The sequence below is a fragment of the Streptomyces zaehneri genome, assembly GCF_032248645.1.
Taxonomy (GTDB): domain Bacteria; phylum Actinomycetota; class Actinomycetes; order Streptomycetales; family Streptomycetaceae; genus Streptomyces; species Streptomyces coriariae.
On sequence record NZ_JASTTJ010000031.1, the window covers coordinates 1 to 15,882 of the forward strand.

At 72.6% G+C, this 15,882-nt stretch carries 15 protein-coding genes; 6 read left to right on the top strand and 9 right to left on the bottom strand.

Going from position 1 to position 15,882, the window contains the following annotated elements; translation table 11 throughout:
• Positions 1 to 119: 119 nt before the first annotated feature.
• Positions 120 to 923: an anti-sigma factor antagonist gene (locus tag QQM72_RS35995; protein ID WP_314224997.1), complete on the bottom strand. Its 804-nt coding sequence runs from the start codon at positions 921 to 923 to the stop codon at positions 120 to 122.
• Positions 924 to 1,048: 125 nt separating this feature from the next.
• On the opposite strand from QQM72_RS35995, the gene QQM72_RS36000 reads away from it, so the two are divergent.
• The 4 genes from QQM72_RS36000 to QQM72_RS36015 all read left to right on the top strand — a co-directional run bounded on the left by QQM72_RS36000 (position 1,049) and on the right by QQM72_RS36015 (position 4,696).
• On the top strand, positions 1,049 to 1,405 hold the full coding sequence (locus QQM72_RS36000; protein ID WP_314224998.1) for a helix-turn-helix transcriptional regulator: 357 nt from the start codon (positions 1,049 to 1,051) through the stop codon (positions 1,403 to 1,405).
• A 240-nt stretch (positions 1,406 to 1,645) separates the two neighbouring features.
• The gene (locus QQM72_RS40990; RefSeq protein ID WP_399079891.1) at positions 1,646 to 3,343 is read left to right on the top strand and encodes an NlpC/P60 family protein; all 1,698 of its coding nucleotides are present in this window, start codon (positions 1,646 to 1,648) and stop codon (positions 3,341 to 3,343) included.
• Positions 3,344 to 3,401: 58 nt separating this feature from the next.
• Complete coding sequence (locus QQM72_RS36010; RefSeq protein WP_314224999.1) at positions 3,402 to 3,683, top strand: hypothetical protein; 282 nt, start codon at positions 3,402 to 3,404, stop codon at positions 3,681 to 3,683.
• A gap of 335 nt (positions 3,684 to 4,018) precedes the next feature.
• Positions 4,019 to 4,696 (top strand): class I SAM-dependent methyltransferase, encoded by a 678-nt coding sequence (locus tag QQM72_RS36015; protein ID WP_314225000.1) that lies wholly within the window; start codon positions 4,019 to 4,021, stop codon positions 4,694 to 4,696.
• 24 nt (positions 4,697 to 4,720) lie between these two features.
• On the opposite strand, the gene QQM72_RS36020 is transcribed toward QQM72_RS36015, so the two are convergent.
• The 5 genes from QQM72_RS36020 to QQM72_RS36040 form a co-directional block, all read right to left on the bottom strand.
• Positions 4,721 to 5,293: a phosphatase PAP2 family protein gene (locus QQM72_RS36020; RefSeq protein ID WP_314225001.1), complete on the bottom strand. Its 573-nt coding sequence runs from the start codon at positions 5,291 to 5,293 to the stop codon at positions 4,721 to 4,723.
• Positions 5,286 to 6,677 (bottom strand): diacylglycerol/lipid kinase family protein, encoded by a 1,392-nt coding sequence (locus QQM72_RS36025; RefSeq protein WP_314225002.1) that lies wholly within the window; start codon positions 6,675 to 6,677, stop codon positions 5,286 to 5,288. Before QQM72_RS36025 ends, QQM72_RS36020 begins: the two co-directional genes overlap by 8 nt.
• 59 nt (positions 6,678 to 6,736) lie before the next feature.
• Entirely contained in the window at positions 6,737 to 8,455 is a 1,719-nt protein-coding gene (locus QQM72_RS36030; RefSeq protein WP_314225003.1) for a tetratricopeptide repeat protein, read from the bottom strand.
• A 223-nt stretch (positions 8,456 to 8,678) separates the two neighbouring features.
• The gene (locus tag QQM72_RS36035; RefSeq protein WP_314225062.1) at positions 8,679 to 10,664 is read right to left on the bottom strand and encodes a DUF1996 domain-containing protein; all 1,986 of its coding nucleotides are present in this window, start codon (positions 10,662 to 10,664) and stop codon (positions 8,679 to 8,681) included.
• A gap of 196 nt (positions 10,665 to 10,860) precedes the next feature.
• Positions 10,861 to 11,556: a hypothetical protein gene (locus tag QQM72_RS36040; protein ID WP_314225063.1), complete on the bottom strand. Its 696-nt coding sequence runs from the start codon at positions 11,554 to 11,556 to the stop codon at positions 10,861 to 10,863.
• A gap of 503 nt (positions 11,557 to 12,059) precedes the next feature.
• Here QQM72_RS36040 and QQM72_RS36045 point away from each other — a divergent pair.
• Complete coding sequence (locus QQM72_RS36045) at positions 12,060 to 12,479, top strand: cupin domain-containing protein (protein ID WP_314225004.1); 420 nt, start codon at positions 12,060 to 12,062, stop codon at positions 12,477 to 12,479.
• Between the two features lie 18 nt (positions 12,480 to 12,497).
• Here the strand turns inward: QQM72_RS36045 and QQM72_RS36050 are convergent, their stop codons facing one another.
• The 3 genes from QQM72_RS36050 to rpmG all read right to left on the bottom strand — a co-directional run bounded on the left by QQM72_RS36050 (position 12,498) and on the right by rpmG (position 15,002).
• Positions 12,498 to 13,925 (bottom strand): alkaline phosphatase family protein, encoded by a 1,428-nt coding sequence (locus QQM72_RS36050; protein WP_314225005.1) that lies wholly within the window; start codon positions 13,923 to 13,925, stop codon positions 12,498 to 12,500.
• A 222-nt stretch (positions 13,926 to 14,147) separates the two neighbouring features.
• Positions 14,148 to 14,684 (bottom strand): isochorismatase family cysteine hydrolase, encoded by a 537-nt coding sequence (locus tag QQM72_RS36055; RefSeq protein ID WP_314225006.1) that lies wholly within the window; start codon positions 14,682 to 14,684, stop codon positions 14,148 to 14,150.
• A 153-nt stretch (positions 14,685 to 14,837) separates the two neighbouring features.
• Positions 14,838 to 15,002, bottom strand: a complete 165-nt coding sequence (gene rpmG / locus QQM72_RS36060) for a 50S ribosomal protein L33 (protein WP_314225007.1) — start codon at positions 15,000 to 15,002, stop codon at positions 14,838 to 14,840.
• Between the two features lie 207 nt (positions 15,003 to 15,209).
• Between rpmG and QQM72_RS36065 the strand changes: the two genes are divergently transcribed.
• On the top strand, positions 15,210 to 15,854 hold the full coding sequence (locus QQM72_RS36065; RefSeq protein ID WP_314225064.1) for a lipoprotein: 645 nt from the start codon (positions 15,210 to 15,212) through the stop codon (positions 15,852 to 15,854).
• Positions 15,855 to 15,882 lie beyond the last annotated feature (28 nt).

Below are 15,882 nucleotides of genomic sequence, written 5' to 3' on the forward strand. Positions count from 1 at the left end.
GGGCGGGGGGGCGCGCCGGTCCCCGTGGGGCCCGGCGCGCCCGGGAAACCACGGGAGACCCCGGGAGACGCCGGGAGACCCCGGGAGACATGGTCGGCCCGCCCGGTCGCGTCGTCCGGTCAGGCCGTGGCGGCCTCCGACCTGATCTTGGACACCGCCGCGGCCACCTGCTCCTGCACGGCGTCCGCGGGCGGTTCGCCCAGTACGGCGGCGACCAGGCCGCGGGCGAGGTGACAGAGCTTGGTGTTGGTGTTCTGGGAGGCCAGGACCAGAACACGCCAGGCCTCCTCGACGCTCAGCCCGAAGGACGCCATGAGGATGCCGCGGGCCAGGTCGATCACCGGACGGGTCTGCATGGCGCGCCGCAGCTGGACGACCTCGACGCGCAGATCCTCCAGGGCTTCGGCGCCCGGGGCGCTGTCCTCCGGGAGCCTGTCGTCCCGGCCTGCGGCCTGCGCGTCACCACGGCCCGCCGCCCCGTCGCGGACCCCGCCGCCGGCCCCCGCGCCGCCGGGGGCATGAGGGTCGGGGGCGTCGAACAGCATCCTGGTGCCGGTGAGGGTGAGCAGCCGCTCGACCGCGGGGCCGACCGTACGCAGGGCGACCGTCTTCCCCTGCTTCAGGCTCTGCTCGTGCAGGCCGATCAGCACGTTCAGCGCGGAGCAGTCACAGAACTCGACCCCGCCGAGTTCCAGGTCCACCCCGCCCACCGCGGCACCGAGCGCCGCACGCAGGGTGTGTGCCAGCTGCTCGGCCGAGTCGAGGTCGAGTTCGCCCCGTACCGCCACGACGACACGGTCGCCGTCGGGACGGACACCGATCCGGGGCGCGGGAGCCCGGCGAACGGGACGCGCACCGTTCACCTCCGCGCCGATGCAGGCTTCGCCGCCTGCGGTGTGCGCACCACGAGCTGGTTCCGACATGACCGCCTCCCCGGTCAGTCCACTGGTCACCTCCAGATTCACCCGCAGGCCGTCAGACGTCAACAGATACACGAAACAAAGTTCCGGCCTTTGAATACGTGAATGCCCAGCCGTACAATCGCCCCATGGATGGAGTGCCCGAGTCACACAACGGATGGACGTTTCTCACCAACCACGCCCGCGTGCTGGCGGCCATCGCCGACAACCACAGCGCCCGCATCCGGGATCTCGCCGCACACTGCCGGCTCACCGAACGGGCGGTCCAGAAGATCATCGCGGACCTGGAGCAGGACGGCTACCTGTCCCACACGAGGGAAGGGCGGAGCAACACCTACCGGGTCGAGCCCGACAAGGTACTGCGCCATCCCGCCGAGGCGGGACTGAGCGTGGCGGCCCTGCTCTCCCTGCTGGCCCAGGACGACGCGGGGCGCGGCCCGCGCCCGGAGGCCGAGGCGGCCGAGGCGGCCGAACCCCGTTCGTGACCGGTCCGCGACGGTCCGTACAGCGAGCAAACCTCCGGGCGGCCACGAGAGACGAAGGTCACGAATACGTATCGGACATTTGGCGCTTCAATCTTCACGCCAGCCACACAAGTTGGCTAAGTTGACGCCCAGGCCGTACGACTGCCCGTCAGGGCAGGGGGCTTGGGGGCACCTGGCAACAAGGGTCGCCCGGATTCCGCCGCCGAACGGCAGGCGGAGGACGGAAGGAGTACGTCTTCCATGGCGACGGATCGCAGCCCGCGCTCCCCAGGCGGCAACACCGACGAGCCGAGTCGGGCGGAGATCCAGGAGCGGGTCAGCTCGCTCTACGACCGGGCCGAGAGCGACACGGGCAGCTACAACATCACGCGTGCCCAGTCGAGCAGGACCCGCGGGAGGGTCACGTCCGTCGCCAACAGCGGTCGCGGGTCGACGGATCCGTCACTCGAAGCGGTGGCCAGGCAGTGGTTCGACGTGGCCCGCGGCAAGGTCGGGCCGGTCGCGCCCGCCGTACTGCCGGCCGACCGCCGGCCCGCCCCTCCGGCCCGGGCCGCGCGCCCGGCAAGACCCCCGGAGCGGCCCGCAGACAGCTCCGTCGTACGGGAGTTGGAAGCGGCCACCCGGCGCGTCCCGGAACTGACCGCGCGGCCCGCCGCCGCCCTCCCCGCGGCACCCGAGCCGCGCCAGGAGCCCAGGGCCCTGCTGCCCGCCGTCCCCACCCAGGCCGGCTCCCCCGCCTCCGCTCCCACGGACCGGCAGGCCTCGCTCAAGAACACCAAGGAGCAGATCGGGCGGAAGCTCGCCACGGCCCGGGAGGTGCTGACGCGAGCTCTCGCCCAGCCCACGCCGGCCCTGCCCGCGCCGGCCGCCCCCGCACCCGCCCTGCCCGCGTCCGCGCCGGCCGCCTCTTCCCAGGCCACGTCCGTCCTGCCCACGATCGGGACGCAGCCGCCCGAGGCGCAGCCGGTGCAGCAGCCCTGGGACACCGCGGAGCAGCAGGCGTTCCGCGCGGAGATCACCGCCGCGTGGGCGGGACGGCCACCCGTCACCGCTCCCGGCCCGGCGTCGCCGATCGGCGCGGACGGGTTTCTCCCGACCGGTGAACTCGGCTTCGCCGCACCGGCGTCGGGCTTCACGACACCCGAAACCGCCTTCCCCGCAGCCACACCGGGCCACCTGACCTCGGACATCGGCGTCACCGCGGCACCGCCTGGCTATCCGATGTCCGAACTCGGCCTGCCCGCACCGGAGTCCGGCTTCCTGGCCGCCGGCGTTGCCGCCCCGGCCGCACCCGCGCCCGGCTACCCGACGCCGGAACTCGCCTACACGACACCGCCGTCGGGCTACGCGACGTCCGAACTTCCGCTCTCCGTACCGGCTTCCGGCTACGTGGCGGCCGGCCTCGCACCCTCCGCGCCCATGCCGAGCCACCAGGCCCCCGCGGCGGACGTACTGACCGCCGGTAGCGGTTATCCGGCCTCGGCCGGTCTCGCGGCCCCCGCCGCCCCGCTCCCCGAGGCCCTCCCCCCGGCCGCCGCCCCCACCGATGTCACGGTCAGCACCACCGGGACGGCATACCTGGGGAAGGCGGACAAGGCCCTCGCCTTCGCCCGGGCACAGATCGGCCGACCGTGCCTGTGGGGGGCGACGGGACCGGAGTCCTACGACTGTTCCAGCCTCACGCAGGCCGCGTGGCGGGCCGCCGGGGTGACGCTGCCGCGCTCCGCCATCGACCAGGCGAAGGCCTTCACCCGGATCAGCCTGGCCGAACTGCGCCCCGGCGACCTCGTCTTCTTCTTCGACGACCTCAGCCACACCGGCCTGTGCACGGGCAACGGCATGATGATCCACGCCCCGGGTCCGGGCACGTTCATCCGCGAGGAGGCGATCCTGCCGTTCGGGGAGGGCGCCCTGCGCGGCGCCGTCCGACCCTCCTGAGGTCCGGCAGGCCCCGCCGGGCAAGGGGGCGTGCGCCCTCCGGTGCGCGCCTGCCGGTGTGCGTCCCGCCGCCGCGTGCCCACCGTCGCCTGTCCGCCGGCGCGTACGTGGCCGTAACGGGGCATCGCGGGGACGGCCGGCGGAGCTCGCCTTCGGCGACGGCGCCCACCGCTGTCCGGGCGCCGCCGTCGCCGTCCTGGAGGCGGACGTCCTGCTCAGCCGGCTCTTCGCACCGGACGGCCTGCGGATGACCGGCCGGCCGCGGGTGTCGTTCGAGGACGAGGCCGGCGGATACCGGACCCGGGAACCGACGGTGACCGTGCCGGGGTCGGCGAAGTGAGCCGATCCGCCCTCAGCGCATCGCGGAGTTCGGGCGTGCCTGAGCCCGCCTGGCGTTGTTGTAGGCCCGCAGGAGGTGTTTCGAGACGGCGCAGGGCGACATGTCGAAATGGCACTGACGACAGGTGCGTACGTGCTCCTCATAGGCGGTGCGGGACTCTTGCAGAGCGTCCTCAAGCGAGGGCATGGGGGTCCTCCGAACGAAGCGACGGTTACCCGGGGGCCTGGCTACTCACCAGTAGGGCCCGCGTCAAGAGGATTGGATCATGTTACTTACGGTAGTGGAAAATACGATTCAGGCCGTTTCCCGGAACGCGAGGCCCTGACCGGTGCACCATGGCGGCGCGGGACTCACACACCACCACGAAGGGAACCGGCTTGGTCGGCGAGGACGGCGGGCAGCGTGCGGCGCGGGTGTTCGACGCGCTGGGGCCCGTGTACGAGAAGGCGTTCGCGCACTCGGAGGCGCACCACAGATCCCTGGAGTGGCTGCTGGGGCGGCTCGCCCCGGGCGGTCGGGTGCTGGACGTGGGCAGCGGGACGGGGCGCCCGACGGCCGAGACCCTCGCCCGGGCGGGCCACCACGTGCTCGGCGTCGACGTCTCCCCCGTGATGGTGGAGCTGGCCGCCCGGCAGGTGCCCGAGGCGGAGTTCCGGTGCCTCGACGTACGTGAACTTCCTTTGGAAGAAAGCTCGTTGGACGCGGTCTGCGTGTACTTCTCGCTGCTTCAGCTGGACCGGCCGCAGCAGTCCGAGCTGATCGGCCGGCTGACTCGGGCGCTCCGGCCGGGAGGCAGCCTCGCGCTCGCCACCGTGCCGCTGGACGTGGCGGGTGTCGACGCCGTGTTCATGGGGCAGCCCGTGCGGGTGACCAGCTTCGCCGGCGAGGCCCTCGTCGACGTGGTCACCGGGGCCGGCCTGACCGTGCTGGCCGAGGAGAACGTGCTGTTCACCCCCGACCATCCCGAGGCCGTGCCGGAACCCCACCTCTTCCTGCACTGCGGCAGGGAGTAGGCCGGCTCGGGCCTCCCGGCTCTCTCAGGCGCCGCTACGGGCGGTGAGCGCCAGGACCAGCGCCGCCGAGCCCGTGCCCAGCAGCGCTCCGGCCACGACGTCGCCCGGGTAGTGCACGCCGGTGTGGACCCGCGAGTAGCCGACCGCGCAGGCGAGCAGGCCCAGCGGCACCGCGGAGAGCGGCAGGGTCGGGCCGACCGCGGCCGCGAAGGCGACGGCCGAGGCGGTGTGCCCGGACGGGAAGGACGCCGACTGCGGCATCGGCACGTGCCGCCCCGGGAACGGCGAGTCCTCGGCGCGGTGCGGTCGCGGCCGGCGTACGAGCTTCTTGCCGAGCAGGTTGGCGGTGGCCGAGGCGACCCCGATCGCCGCGACCCCGAGCACGGCGGCACGGCGCGGGCGGCGGCCGCACAGGGCGAGCCCGGCGGCGACGCCGAAGGACAGCTTGGAGTGGTCGGCGGCCGCGGACAGCCGGCGCAGCGCGCTGTCCAGGGTGGGTGTTCTGGTCACCGTGACCGTCTCGTACAGGGCCTGGTCCATGGTCGCGAGGTCACGGACCAGATGCGAACTCGGGAGCTTCGGCAGGCGGTCAGACATCGTAGGCCTCCTTGATCGTACGAGAGTCGGTATGGCCGAGCGCGAGGCGGACGATGCGCCGCCAGTCGACCGTGGGGGGCGCGTAGGCCGCGCCGGGGCGGTGCCGGGGCACCCGGACCCGCAGCACGGAGGGCCGTACCGTGCACACGACGGGGGTGGCCAGTTCGAGCGCCTCGCCGTCGACGGCCACCGCGATACGCTCGCGGTCCGCCCCGACGACGACGCGCCGGGACGTCACCGAGGTGATGCTGCCCGCGCGCTCGCCGAGCAGCGCGAGTTCGGCGGCCTGGGCCGCGCCCTCCACCCGGACGCCGATCACCCCCAGCAGTCCGGCGTCCAGCCGGGGCCGGCGCCCGCCGCCGAGCGGGTCGGCGCGGGCGTAGGCGTTGTTGCTGACCAGCAGAGCCTGCGGCGCGTGCACATGGGTGTCGTCCGTCTGGACGTCCAGGGTCGGGCCGGCCTCGCCCTGGAGCAGGTCGGGCAGATGGTCGAGTGCGGTGGCGGCCTTGGCGTCGCGGTAGTCGGGGCTCTGCACTATCTCCGCGTACGCCCCGAAGGAGACGGTGTTGACGAAGGCCCGCCCGCCGACGTCGCCGAGGTCCACACGGAGTTCGACGCCGTTGGTGAGGGCGTCGAGGCTGCGTGTGGGGTCGGTGCGGTCGAGGCCGAGGTCCATGGCGAAGTGGTTGCGGGTGCCGGCGGCGATCACCAGGAAGGGCACGTCGTGTTCGGCGGCGACGGCCGCGACCAGTGCCTGGGTGCCGTCACCGCCCGCGACACCGAGCAGGTCCGCGCCCTCGGCGACGGCCTGCCGGGCCTCTGCCTCCGGATCGGTGTAGATGTCGTCGGCGCCGAGCACGACCACCCGGGCGCCGAGCGCCTCGGCGCGCTCGACGAGGCCGTGCTTGACGACCTTGCCGCCGCCCGAGCGCACGTTCATGATCAGGACCGGCCGGCGCGGCGGCGGGGTCTTCCGGCCGTGCATGCCCTTGGGACGGCGCACGCTGCGCAGCGAGGCCCGCGCCGAGCCCAGGGCCCCCGCCCACAGCGCGAGCGCGCCCACCGCCACCGGCCACAGGCCGGACAGGGCGTACAGCACCACGACGCCCACCGGCGCGGTGACGGCCACCAGACCGCCGAGCAGCCGGGCGCCGCCCCGGTGCGCCAGCATCCACCAGACGCCCGCCCCCGCCAGCGCGAGGAGGACGAACCCGATGAACAGGACCAGCCAGCCGCCGGATCCCGCGCCCGCCATCACCACCGCGACACAGGCGGCGACCAGCAGCAGGGCGAGCCGCGCCCAGCCCCGCGCGCGGGCTACGGCGTCCCGCTGCGCCGGGCCGATGTGCGGCAGCGACCATTTCTTCCCACGTGTCTCGTTCATCGTGCGCCCGCCATGCTCCGAGGCCCCCTCAGTTGCGTCGACCGCGCCGACGATCTCGATCAATTGTCCATGGCGCAGCACCCGGATGTGACCGAGGTCCCGGTACCGGTGTCCGTGTCGGTGTCGAGGCGGCAGAAGCAGGACGCCCGGACGGGTACGTCGGCCAGGGCGGTGGCGAACTTCAGCTGCTGGGCCACGATCCGCGCCTCGGCCTCCTTGCCCAGCCGGACCAGGCACTCGTGGTAGCCGTGCAGGGACCACACGTTGCCGGGGTGCTGGGAGGGGCGGGGCAGTGTGTCGTCCAGTCCGAGGTCGGCGCGGTAGACCGCCTCGGCCTCCTCGATCCGCCCCTGCTCCAGCAGCAGGGCGCCGTAGGCGTGCCGGGTGGGCTGCATCCAGCCCCAGGGCTCGTCGTAGGGGAGGCGGTCGTCCAGGTCGACGGACCGCTCCAGGGCGGCGAAGGCGAGGTCGTGGTTGCCCTTGCGGTACTCCAGTTCGCCGTCGAGCATGGCGGACGCGATCGCGAGGATGTCCCGGCAGGTGTTGTTGAACAGCATCCGGGTCTGCGGCACCCGGTCGGCCGCCGAGCGGAACAGGACGCGCTCGGCCTCGGCCTCGGGCACCCGGCCGGTGGCGGAGAGCGCCACACCGCGGGCGTAGTGGCGCATCGCGGTGGTCACGCTGTGCAGCACCGGGTCGGCCGGCGGCGGCACGTCGAGGACGTCCTGCCAGCGGCCGAAGCGGATCAGCACATGGAACCGCATGCCCCGGAACGCCTCCAGCCAGTCGGCCATGGGCGGGCTCTGCACGCGCAGCAGCTCCTCCGGGATGGAGGCCTCCAGACGTTCCGCGGTCTCCAGCGCGGTCCGGTACCGGCCCAGGAACATCGCCCCGTAGATCTTGAAGTGGTAGTTGTGCGAGCGGTACAGCGTGTAGAAGTTCATCGCGCCGGAGCGCGTGCGGTACTTCTCGTCGGCGGTGATCGCGGCGGTGTTGTCCGTGACGACGCGCCGGTAGTCCCCGCAGAGCACGTCGAGGTGCGAGGGCATGTGCTGGAGGTGACCGGCGTCGGGGACCAGGCCGCGCAGCCGGTCGGCTACCCGGAGGGCGGCCTCGGGAGTGGGTGACATCTCCATGAGGTGGATGTAGAAGTGCAGGACTCCCGGATGTCCGGCCGCGGCCCCGTCGGCCAGTGCGCGGTCCAGCACCGCCTTCGCCTCCGGTGTCCGGGCGCCCTCGGCGGGCCGGCCGGTGCGCAGGTCCCACAACTGCCAGGGGGTGAGGTTCATCAGGGCGTCGGCGTACAGGGCGGCGACGTCGAGGTCGTCGGGGGCCAGTTCGTGGACGGCCCGCATGGCATCGGCGTAGGGCTCGTTCCACACCGAGCAGTCCTCGGCGGGGCGGGTCTGCGGATAGCGGGCCCGCAGCGCGCCGATCAGGGCCCGCTCGACGGGGGTGGCGGCCTCGGCCTTGCGGTGGGCCAGTTCGACGGCTTCGTGCGTCCGGGCGACGGTCCGCGCGAGATCCTGGCCGTCGAAGAACTCCCACGGTTTGTTGTAGTTGGGGCCGAGCGCGTAGGCGATGCCCCAGTGGGCCATGGCGCAGTCGGGGTCGGCACGGACCGCGGCCTCGAAACAGGCGACGGCTTCCTCGTGGTGAAAGGCGTACGACCAGACCAGTCCGCGGTCGAACCACAGTTGGGCCTCGGCGGACGAGGTCGTCACGGACCGGCCGTGGGTGCCGAGGTCGTAGTAGTCACCGGACGTCGTGTGCTCCATGGGTCTCCCAACGTCGTGCGCTTCGAACGACGTATACCGTGCGGTCCGGCGCGGCGGCGACGGCTCATGTGGTGAGCACCCGTACGGGGGGTGGGAACCCCTGAGTCGCGCCGAGGGCCCGTCGGCAGTCCGACGGGCCCTCGGTGCGGTGGCTGAGTCTCGGTGCCGAGTCTCAGTGCTTACGGCGTCTCAGTACCTACGGCGTCTCAGTACTTACGGCGTCTCAGTACTTACGGCGTGCGTTGCGGAACAGAACGCCGAAGCCGGCGATCACCAGGAGCCCTCCGGCGGCCGCGGGCCAGAGATTGGCGCCGGTCTCGGCAAGGCCGCCCTGGACCGCCTGGGGTTCGGTCCCGCCCGGGACGGTGGTGTCGGCACCCGTGCCGGCCGGGGTCTGCGACTGCTCGGGCGTGGCCGCGGGGGCGGCGGTCGCCGGGGAGCCGATCTCACCGCCCGAGGCGGCGGGCGCCGAGGTGGCCGCCTTGGGCGACGGCTTCGTGTAGACGCGGGGGGCGGCGGTCGCGGAGGCGCCACCGGCACCGTTGCCGCCCGCGGCGGGCTCGGTGTCGGCGGGCTCGGTGGTCGCGGGCTGCTCGGGAGCCTGCGACGGCTCCTGCGTGCCCTCGCCGGAACCGTTGCCGGCGTTGCCGTTGCCGTTGTCGGCGTTTCCGCCGTCGCCGGAACCGCCGTTGTCGGCACCGCCGCCGTTGTCGCCATTGCCGCCGTTGTCGGACCCGCCGCCGTTGTCGGCGCCACCGTTGTCGCCGCCGTTGTCACCGCCGCCGTTGCCGGCGCCGCAGGTGCGGCCGTCGTTGATGCAGTCGACCATCTCGCCCATCAGGTCCTCGTCGAAGACGTTGATGAAGTCACCGTGGTCGGTCACCGGCTTGTGCAGCTGCTCCGGGAAGGAGTCCACCGCGAACAGCGGAGTCGTCTTGCCGCCGTCCTGGAGGCTCGGCGCGTCGACGTCGTACACGATGCGCTGCACCAGCTGCGGAACGGCCTTGAAGCCGTTCGGGCAGGTGCCGTCGGCGGACGCGAAGGCCACGTGGGTGCGGTGGTTGGCGCTGTCGATGTTGCTGCCGTCCCAGCAGCTCTGGAAACGGAAGGTGCGCACCACGTCGCTGCCGGAGGGGCAGATCGGGTACTTGTCCTTCAGCTGCCGGTCCTCGAAGCCGGTGCAGCTCCAGGACGCGTTGGCGTTGGCCGTGCCGTTGACGAAGGCCTTGGCGTCGCCGGTGATGACCCGGAGCAGCCGGGGCATGGCGGTGACCTTCTCACGCGGGTTGCCGACGAAGGTCAGGGTGACCTCCTTGGGCGTGACGATCTCGCCGGCGTTGCCCTCGATGCCACCGCCGGGCTTCTGCGCGTCCTGCTCCTGGTTGCCGTTCTGCAGGCGCAGCACGGGCCAGTAGTAGGTGGACTTGTCGCCCTGGTCGGCACAGCTCGTGTCGGCGTTCGCCAGGTCGTCGTCGGAGGCGAAGGCGTCGTTGGACTGGTTGCCGACGTAGTCGTGGAAGTGGTGGGCGCCGTTGGTGACACCCGGGGCGACGATCACGTTGTCGGAGTTGAACACGCCGTTCGCGTTCACCCCGCAGCTGGTGGCGAAGGTGCCGCGGGAGGGGCCGGAGCTGGGATCCGGGGTCTGCCGCGTCGGCTGGACGGCGTTGATGTCGGCGTAGTCCGCGGCGACGGGGCCGTTTCCGGCCTGACCGCCGTTGCCCTGCTGACCCTGGTCGCCCTGCTGGTCGCCGCCGCCGTTCTGGTCGCCGCCCACCTGGTCGCCGTTCTGGTTCTCGTCGCCGTTGCCGTCGGCGCCTTCGTCGGCCTGGTCGTCGTTGGCGCGCAGGGTGCAGGCCGCGAGGTCCTCCAGGCCCTCGGGGCGGTCACCGGCCCGGTCGATGGCCTCCGCGATGCGCTGGATCGTCGCGCCGCGCTTCTCCTTCAACGGGTTCATGACCGCGTTGTCGGCGAAGTCCGCGTCCTGGCGCACCGATTCCGCCGACTCCTGGAGCCGGCGGTATGCCTCGGCGATCTGCTCGTCCAGCAGGGCGAGTTCGCGGGCGACCTCGGGCGAGGCCTGCTCCGGGACGTCGGTCAGCTTGCTGCCGACGTCCGGGCAGTCGATGGTGACGGCGCTGTTGCCGCCCTGTCCCGAGTTGCCGTCGGAACCGTCTTCGGTGGCCGAGGCATAGACGTTCACCCCCATCAGCCCACCGCCGCCGATGATGAGCGCCAGCGCCGCGAAAGTCGCGCGTCGCCCGCCCGTCTGGCGTCTGCGCCTGTTCTGTACCAAGGAGTGCTCCTACGCGTCGTCGTCGGCGGCCATGGGCATGAGATCCCCCGGCCCTATACGCAAGCGGACGCAGGAGTGTTCAACCGCACCACGAATTCATAGCAAGATCTCAGGCGGACGCCGTGTCCTGCGCGTTCGTGGCGGTCTGCCGTCGGTGGCGGCCCCGCTCGTGCAACAGGCCGAGGACGACGGCGGCGGCCACCGCGATGAGGTGTTCGCGGCCGGCGAGGTTGGGCTTGGCGATCGACTCGAGCACCATCGAGCCGCCCGTGAGGAGGAACACGACGGGCGCGTGGCGAACGACCGAGAGATAGGTGAACAGCCCTACGACCGCCGCGGACGGGCCGGTGTCGAGCACCTGTCCGACCTCGGGCGGCAGTCCGAGGCCCCACCATCCCGGCCCCACCGCCATCATGACCCGCACGGTGAGGGTGCCGGCCAGGGTGGCCGCGTAGGCGATCAGCAGGGTCCTGCGGCGGCCGAGGGCGAGTTCGGCGAGGGCGAAGGCGAGGAACAGCTGGGTGATGCCGGCCCACACCGGCAGATCGAGGGCCGGGACGTACAGGGAGACCGGCGTGCGCAGCAGGGCGAGCCACAGCGGCAGGTCGCCCTGGACCCCACCCAGGATCCGCACCGCCGCCGCGCCCGTGGGGTGCTGGGCGATGGCGTGGAAGAAGATCACGCCCGCGCAGGCCACGAACGCCAGCAGCAGGGCGGCCGGCCCGCGCCGGCGCAACTGCCGCAGGGGGTCGACGACGATGCCGTACCACTCGCCCCGCAGTGTCCGGCCGACGAAGCCCGCGATACGGACGAGCGCACCACCGAGCGGCCCGCCTTCGGAACGGCCGGCGCGCGGCTCGTCCCCGGAACGGCCGGCGCGCGGCCCACCCCCGGCACGGCCGGCGCGCGGCTCGTCCCCGGAACGGCTTTCGCGAGGCCGCTCCACGTCCGGACGCAGGATGCTCAAGGTCTCCCCCAAACACTCGTCGCATGATGTCTCATACGATTCACGCCCTGAAGGACGCACGGGAGGCCCGCGAGGATCACTCCCGCAGAAGCCGTCCACCTCACATTTCCACCGGCTCCTCGGCCGGGGAGCGCGGCAGGGGAGATCCGAGTGAGGCACGTGGGCGGCGGGCGGCGGTGCGCTCGATGACACCCGGTCACTTATCCGTGACTCAAGTGGGTTAACGTCACTGCTGTGGAACGCACTGACCAGCGGAACATGACCCCGGCCGGGTTACGTCGCACTGCGGGCCCGACCGGCCCCGGCGACCCCGGCCCCCGCCCGCCCCGGACGACGGCCGCGTGAACCGATCGTCGCCCGTCGAGGCCCGCCCCACCGCCGGACCCACCGCGCAACCCGCACCGACACTGCTCGCCGACGGTCTGCTCACCGAACGGCTCGCCCTGGCCGCACCGGAGAACACCAGGGTCGTGGTCGCCGACTACGAGATCCCGCCGGGCCACTCGCTGCCCTGGCACTACCACGAGGGCCGGGTCGTCGCCGTGGTGACGGCGGGCGTCCTGACCCGGACCCTGGCGGACGGATCCGAGTGCGTGACGCCCACCGGCGGATGCATCGTCGAACCGGTGGGTCCGCAGGGCGTGCACATGGCGGAGAACCGGGAGCCGGAACCGCTGCGCATCTGCGCCCTCTTCTTCCTTCCGCGGGACAGCCCGTTGTCTACGCGCGCAGACCCGCCCGCCGCGGTCGTCTACCGCTGACACGGGCGCGCGTCCGGGTCAGAGCTGCGGCCGGGGGCCCGTCTCCTGGACCGGGAACGACTGCTCGGCGCCCGGCAGGGTGGGCCTGGGCAGGGTGGCGACCTCCTCCTTCGCCCTCAGCAGCTGCTCCGCCGTGTCGTCGGGCAGCCCCGGCGCGAGCGGGCTCGTGGACGCGAAGCGGAAGGCGGAGGTGAGGTCCCCGAAGGCGCTGCGCCGCCAGTCGCTGATGTTGGGCTCCACGACCCCCGTGAGTCTCTCCAGGAACCGCAGGGTCGAGGTGTGGTCGAAGGGCTCCGAGGCCACCCAGCCGCCCACGGTCCAGGGCGAGACGACGATGGCGGGGACCCTGAAGCCACCCCCGATCGGCAGCCCGCCGACGAACTCGCCGGACGTGCCGACGGGCGGGGTCGGCGGGGGAACATGGTCGAACAGGCCGTCGTTCTCGTCGTAGTTGAGGATGAACGCGGTCTTGCGCCAGACCTCGGGGTTGTCCGCGATGGCCTCGAGCTTCGAGGCGACGAAGGCCGCGCCGGCCGCGGGCAGGTGGTCGGGGTGCTCCGACTGGTGCCCCGGCGGCACCAGCCAGGACACGGTCGGCAGCCGGTCGGCCCGGGCGTCGTCCTCGAAGGTGCCCTCCGGCTGGGGCCGGACGCCCCGCTCGTACAGCTCGGAGCCCGGTCGCGCGTTGCGGAACGTGTCGAACTGCTCCAGCAGGTTGCAGCCGTAGTCGTCCTCCTGCTGGTACACCTTCCAGTCGACCCCGGCCGCCTGGAGCCGTTCCGCGTAGGTCGTCCAGCTGAACGGCGTCGGGGCGGAGTTGCGGACGACGGGCCCGCCTCGGGCGCCGTCGGGGTCGATGGTGCCGGTCATCCACATCAGGCGGTTCGGCCAGGTCGGGCCCAGGACCGAGCAGAAGTAGTGGTCGCAGACGGTGAAGGTCTCGGCGAGGGCGAACTGGAACGGGATGTCCTCGCGGGTGTGGTAGCCCATGACGTAGGGCGCGTTGGCGCCGTCGGCCGTGCGGTGGGCCGACATCCAGCGGTCCATCCGGCCGCCGTTCCACGCCTCGTGCTGCACCGACCAGGCGTGGCTCGTGGACGGGATGGCCTGGGCGCTGGAGGCGTGGGTGTCGAGGTGGAAGGGCAGCAGATAGCCCGCGGGGTTCTCGTCGTCGGGCTGGTAGAAGACGGAACGTCCGGTGTCGAGGGTGAGCGCCTCGGGGTCGGCGAAACCGCGCACGCCGGACAGGGTTCCGAAGTAGTGGTCGAAGGAGCGGTTCTCCTGCATCAGCAGGACGACGTGTTCGACGTCGGCCAGCGAGCCACGGCGGGACGGTCCGGCCGCGACGGCCTTCTGCACGCTCGGCGGGAGGAGGGAGAGCGCCGCGGCGGCGCCCAGTACGCCCGCGGTCGAGCCCAGGAGTCTGCGGCGGGTCAACTCGGCCATGTGTGGTGCCCCTTGCTGAGCGGAGGAAGCGGAGGAAACCGAAAAACGGAACAGACGGGGGAAGCGGAGGAAGCGGGGAGCAGGGAAGGAGCGGCGGCTCGCGGCCCGCGCGGGACGGCCACCCGCCGGCTCTCCGCCTCCCCCGGGCCGGAACTCGGAGATCGCGGCTGCGGCGGCGCGCCGTACGGACCGCCCGTCAGACCGCTTGCGGCGCGGAACCGTTCAGGTCCACAGCTCACCGCTGTCGCGTACCCGCGCCCCCATGTTGCGCTCCATCATCACCAGCGCCGCGTCCGCGAGATCGGCGTGGATGTGGGCGACGGCGTCCCGGGGGACGGTCACGTCGAAGTGGCGGATGTGGGCGTCGAGGGCCGAGTACAGGACGCACTGCTCGGTGACCTGTCCGCACAGGACGAGGTGGTCGATGCCCTCCTGCTGGAGCAGGTAGGACAGCGGGGTCTCGAAGAAGACCGAGTGCCGTGCCTTGACGACGAAGAGCGAGTCCGCGTCGGGCACCAGCGGCTCCACGAGTGCTGCGTGCGGGCCGCGGAGGGCCTCGTGGAGGAGTTCGCCGTGGTGGGAGCGCCACTGGCCGAAGTTGTCGTTGACGTAGACGACGGGTTCGCCGGCCCGGCGGGCCCGGTCGAGGAGACCGGCGGCCACCGGGACCACCTTGCCGGCCGACTGCAGGAGCAGGTCGGCGTCCGGGTGGGCGTAGGTGTTGATCATGTCGATGACGATCAGCGCGGTCTTGCTCATGCCTGTATGGATTCCCGGCGGAGCGTGAATATGACGGCACGTCACTCGTCCGCGCGACGGCCGCGCGGCAGAGCGGCCGGGTCCCTTTCCGGGTCCCGGCCGCACCGCTGTCTCGGGTCGGCGCCGTTCAGCCCTGCCGGGCAGGCGCCGGCCTCATCGCGCCTCTCGGAAGGAGACGTGCCGTCCGGCGACGGAGTCGTACTTGCGCAGGACCAGCCGGTCGGCGTCGTTGCGACGGTTCTTGCGCGTCACGTAGGTGACACCGGTACCGGCCGTGGACCTGAGGGTGATGACGGGGCGCGCCGTACCGCGGGCCATGGGGAGCTCCTCTCACACCGACTCGCACCTGCTGATCGGTGCATGTCGGTCACGCGCCACGACAGGGAGTGGGGCCGGGACATTCCCGGCCGCCGCCCCCGCGGCGCATCTCGGTGGCGGGAGCCACGACCCCCTCGGTTACAGTGCTCCGCCGGTGTCGCGCCGGCGCCGAGAGGAGACACAGAAGTGCGCTTCGGGGCGGGGACCATGGGGAACGTGGGGCAGGCGCTGACGCTGGCGGCGCTGTTGACGGGACTGCTGACGGGATGCGCGGCCGAGGAGGCCGATCCGGACGGCGCCTCGGGGGCGTCGGCGACGAGTACCGCGAAGGTCGCGCGGCGCGGCGGGTCCATCGGGGCCTCCGGGTCCGCCTGCGAACTGCCCGTCACCTTCGACATAGCCGAGTTCTGGAAGGCGAAGGCCGTCGACGCCGAGAAGGCGACCGGCGACCTGGCCGACCTCGCCGACGCCTTCCTGCGCCAGGGCCCGGTCACCATGGCCTGCGAGGTCGACGCCAAGCCCGCGGGGAAGATCGGGTTCCTGCGGGTGTGGACGGGTGAGCCGGGCGACACCGACGCGCGTGCCGTGCTGGAGGACTTCGTGGCCGCCGAGCAGGGGGCCGGCGGGGCGCGCTACAGCACGGTGAAGGCGGGCGGCATCACCGGTACCGAGGTCGCGTACGTCACCACGAGCGAACTCCTCGAGGAGACGAAGAAGGAGCACGCGCTCGCCGTCACCACGCCCGAGGGCCCCGTCGTCCTGCATCTGGGCGGCATGGACACCGCGGAACACGAAGCGATGCTCCCGGCGTACGAGCTGGCCAAGAGCACCCTGCGCACCACCGCCGGCTGACCGCCCCGCGGATACCAGCCGCTGGAGC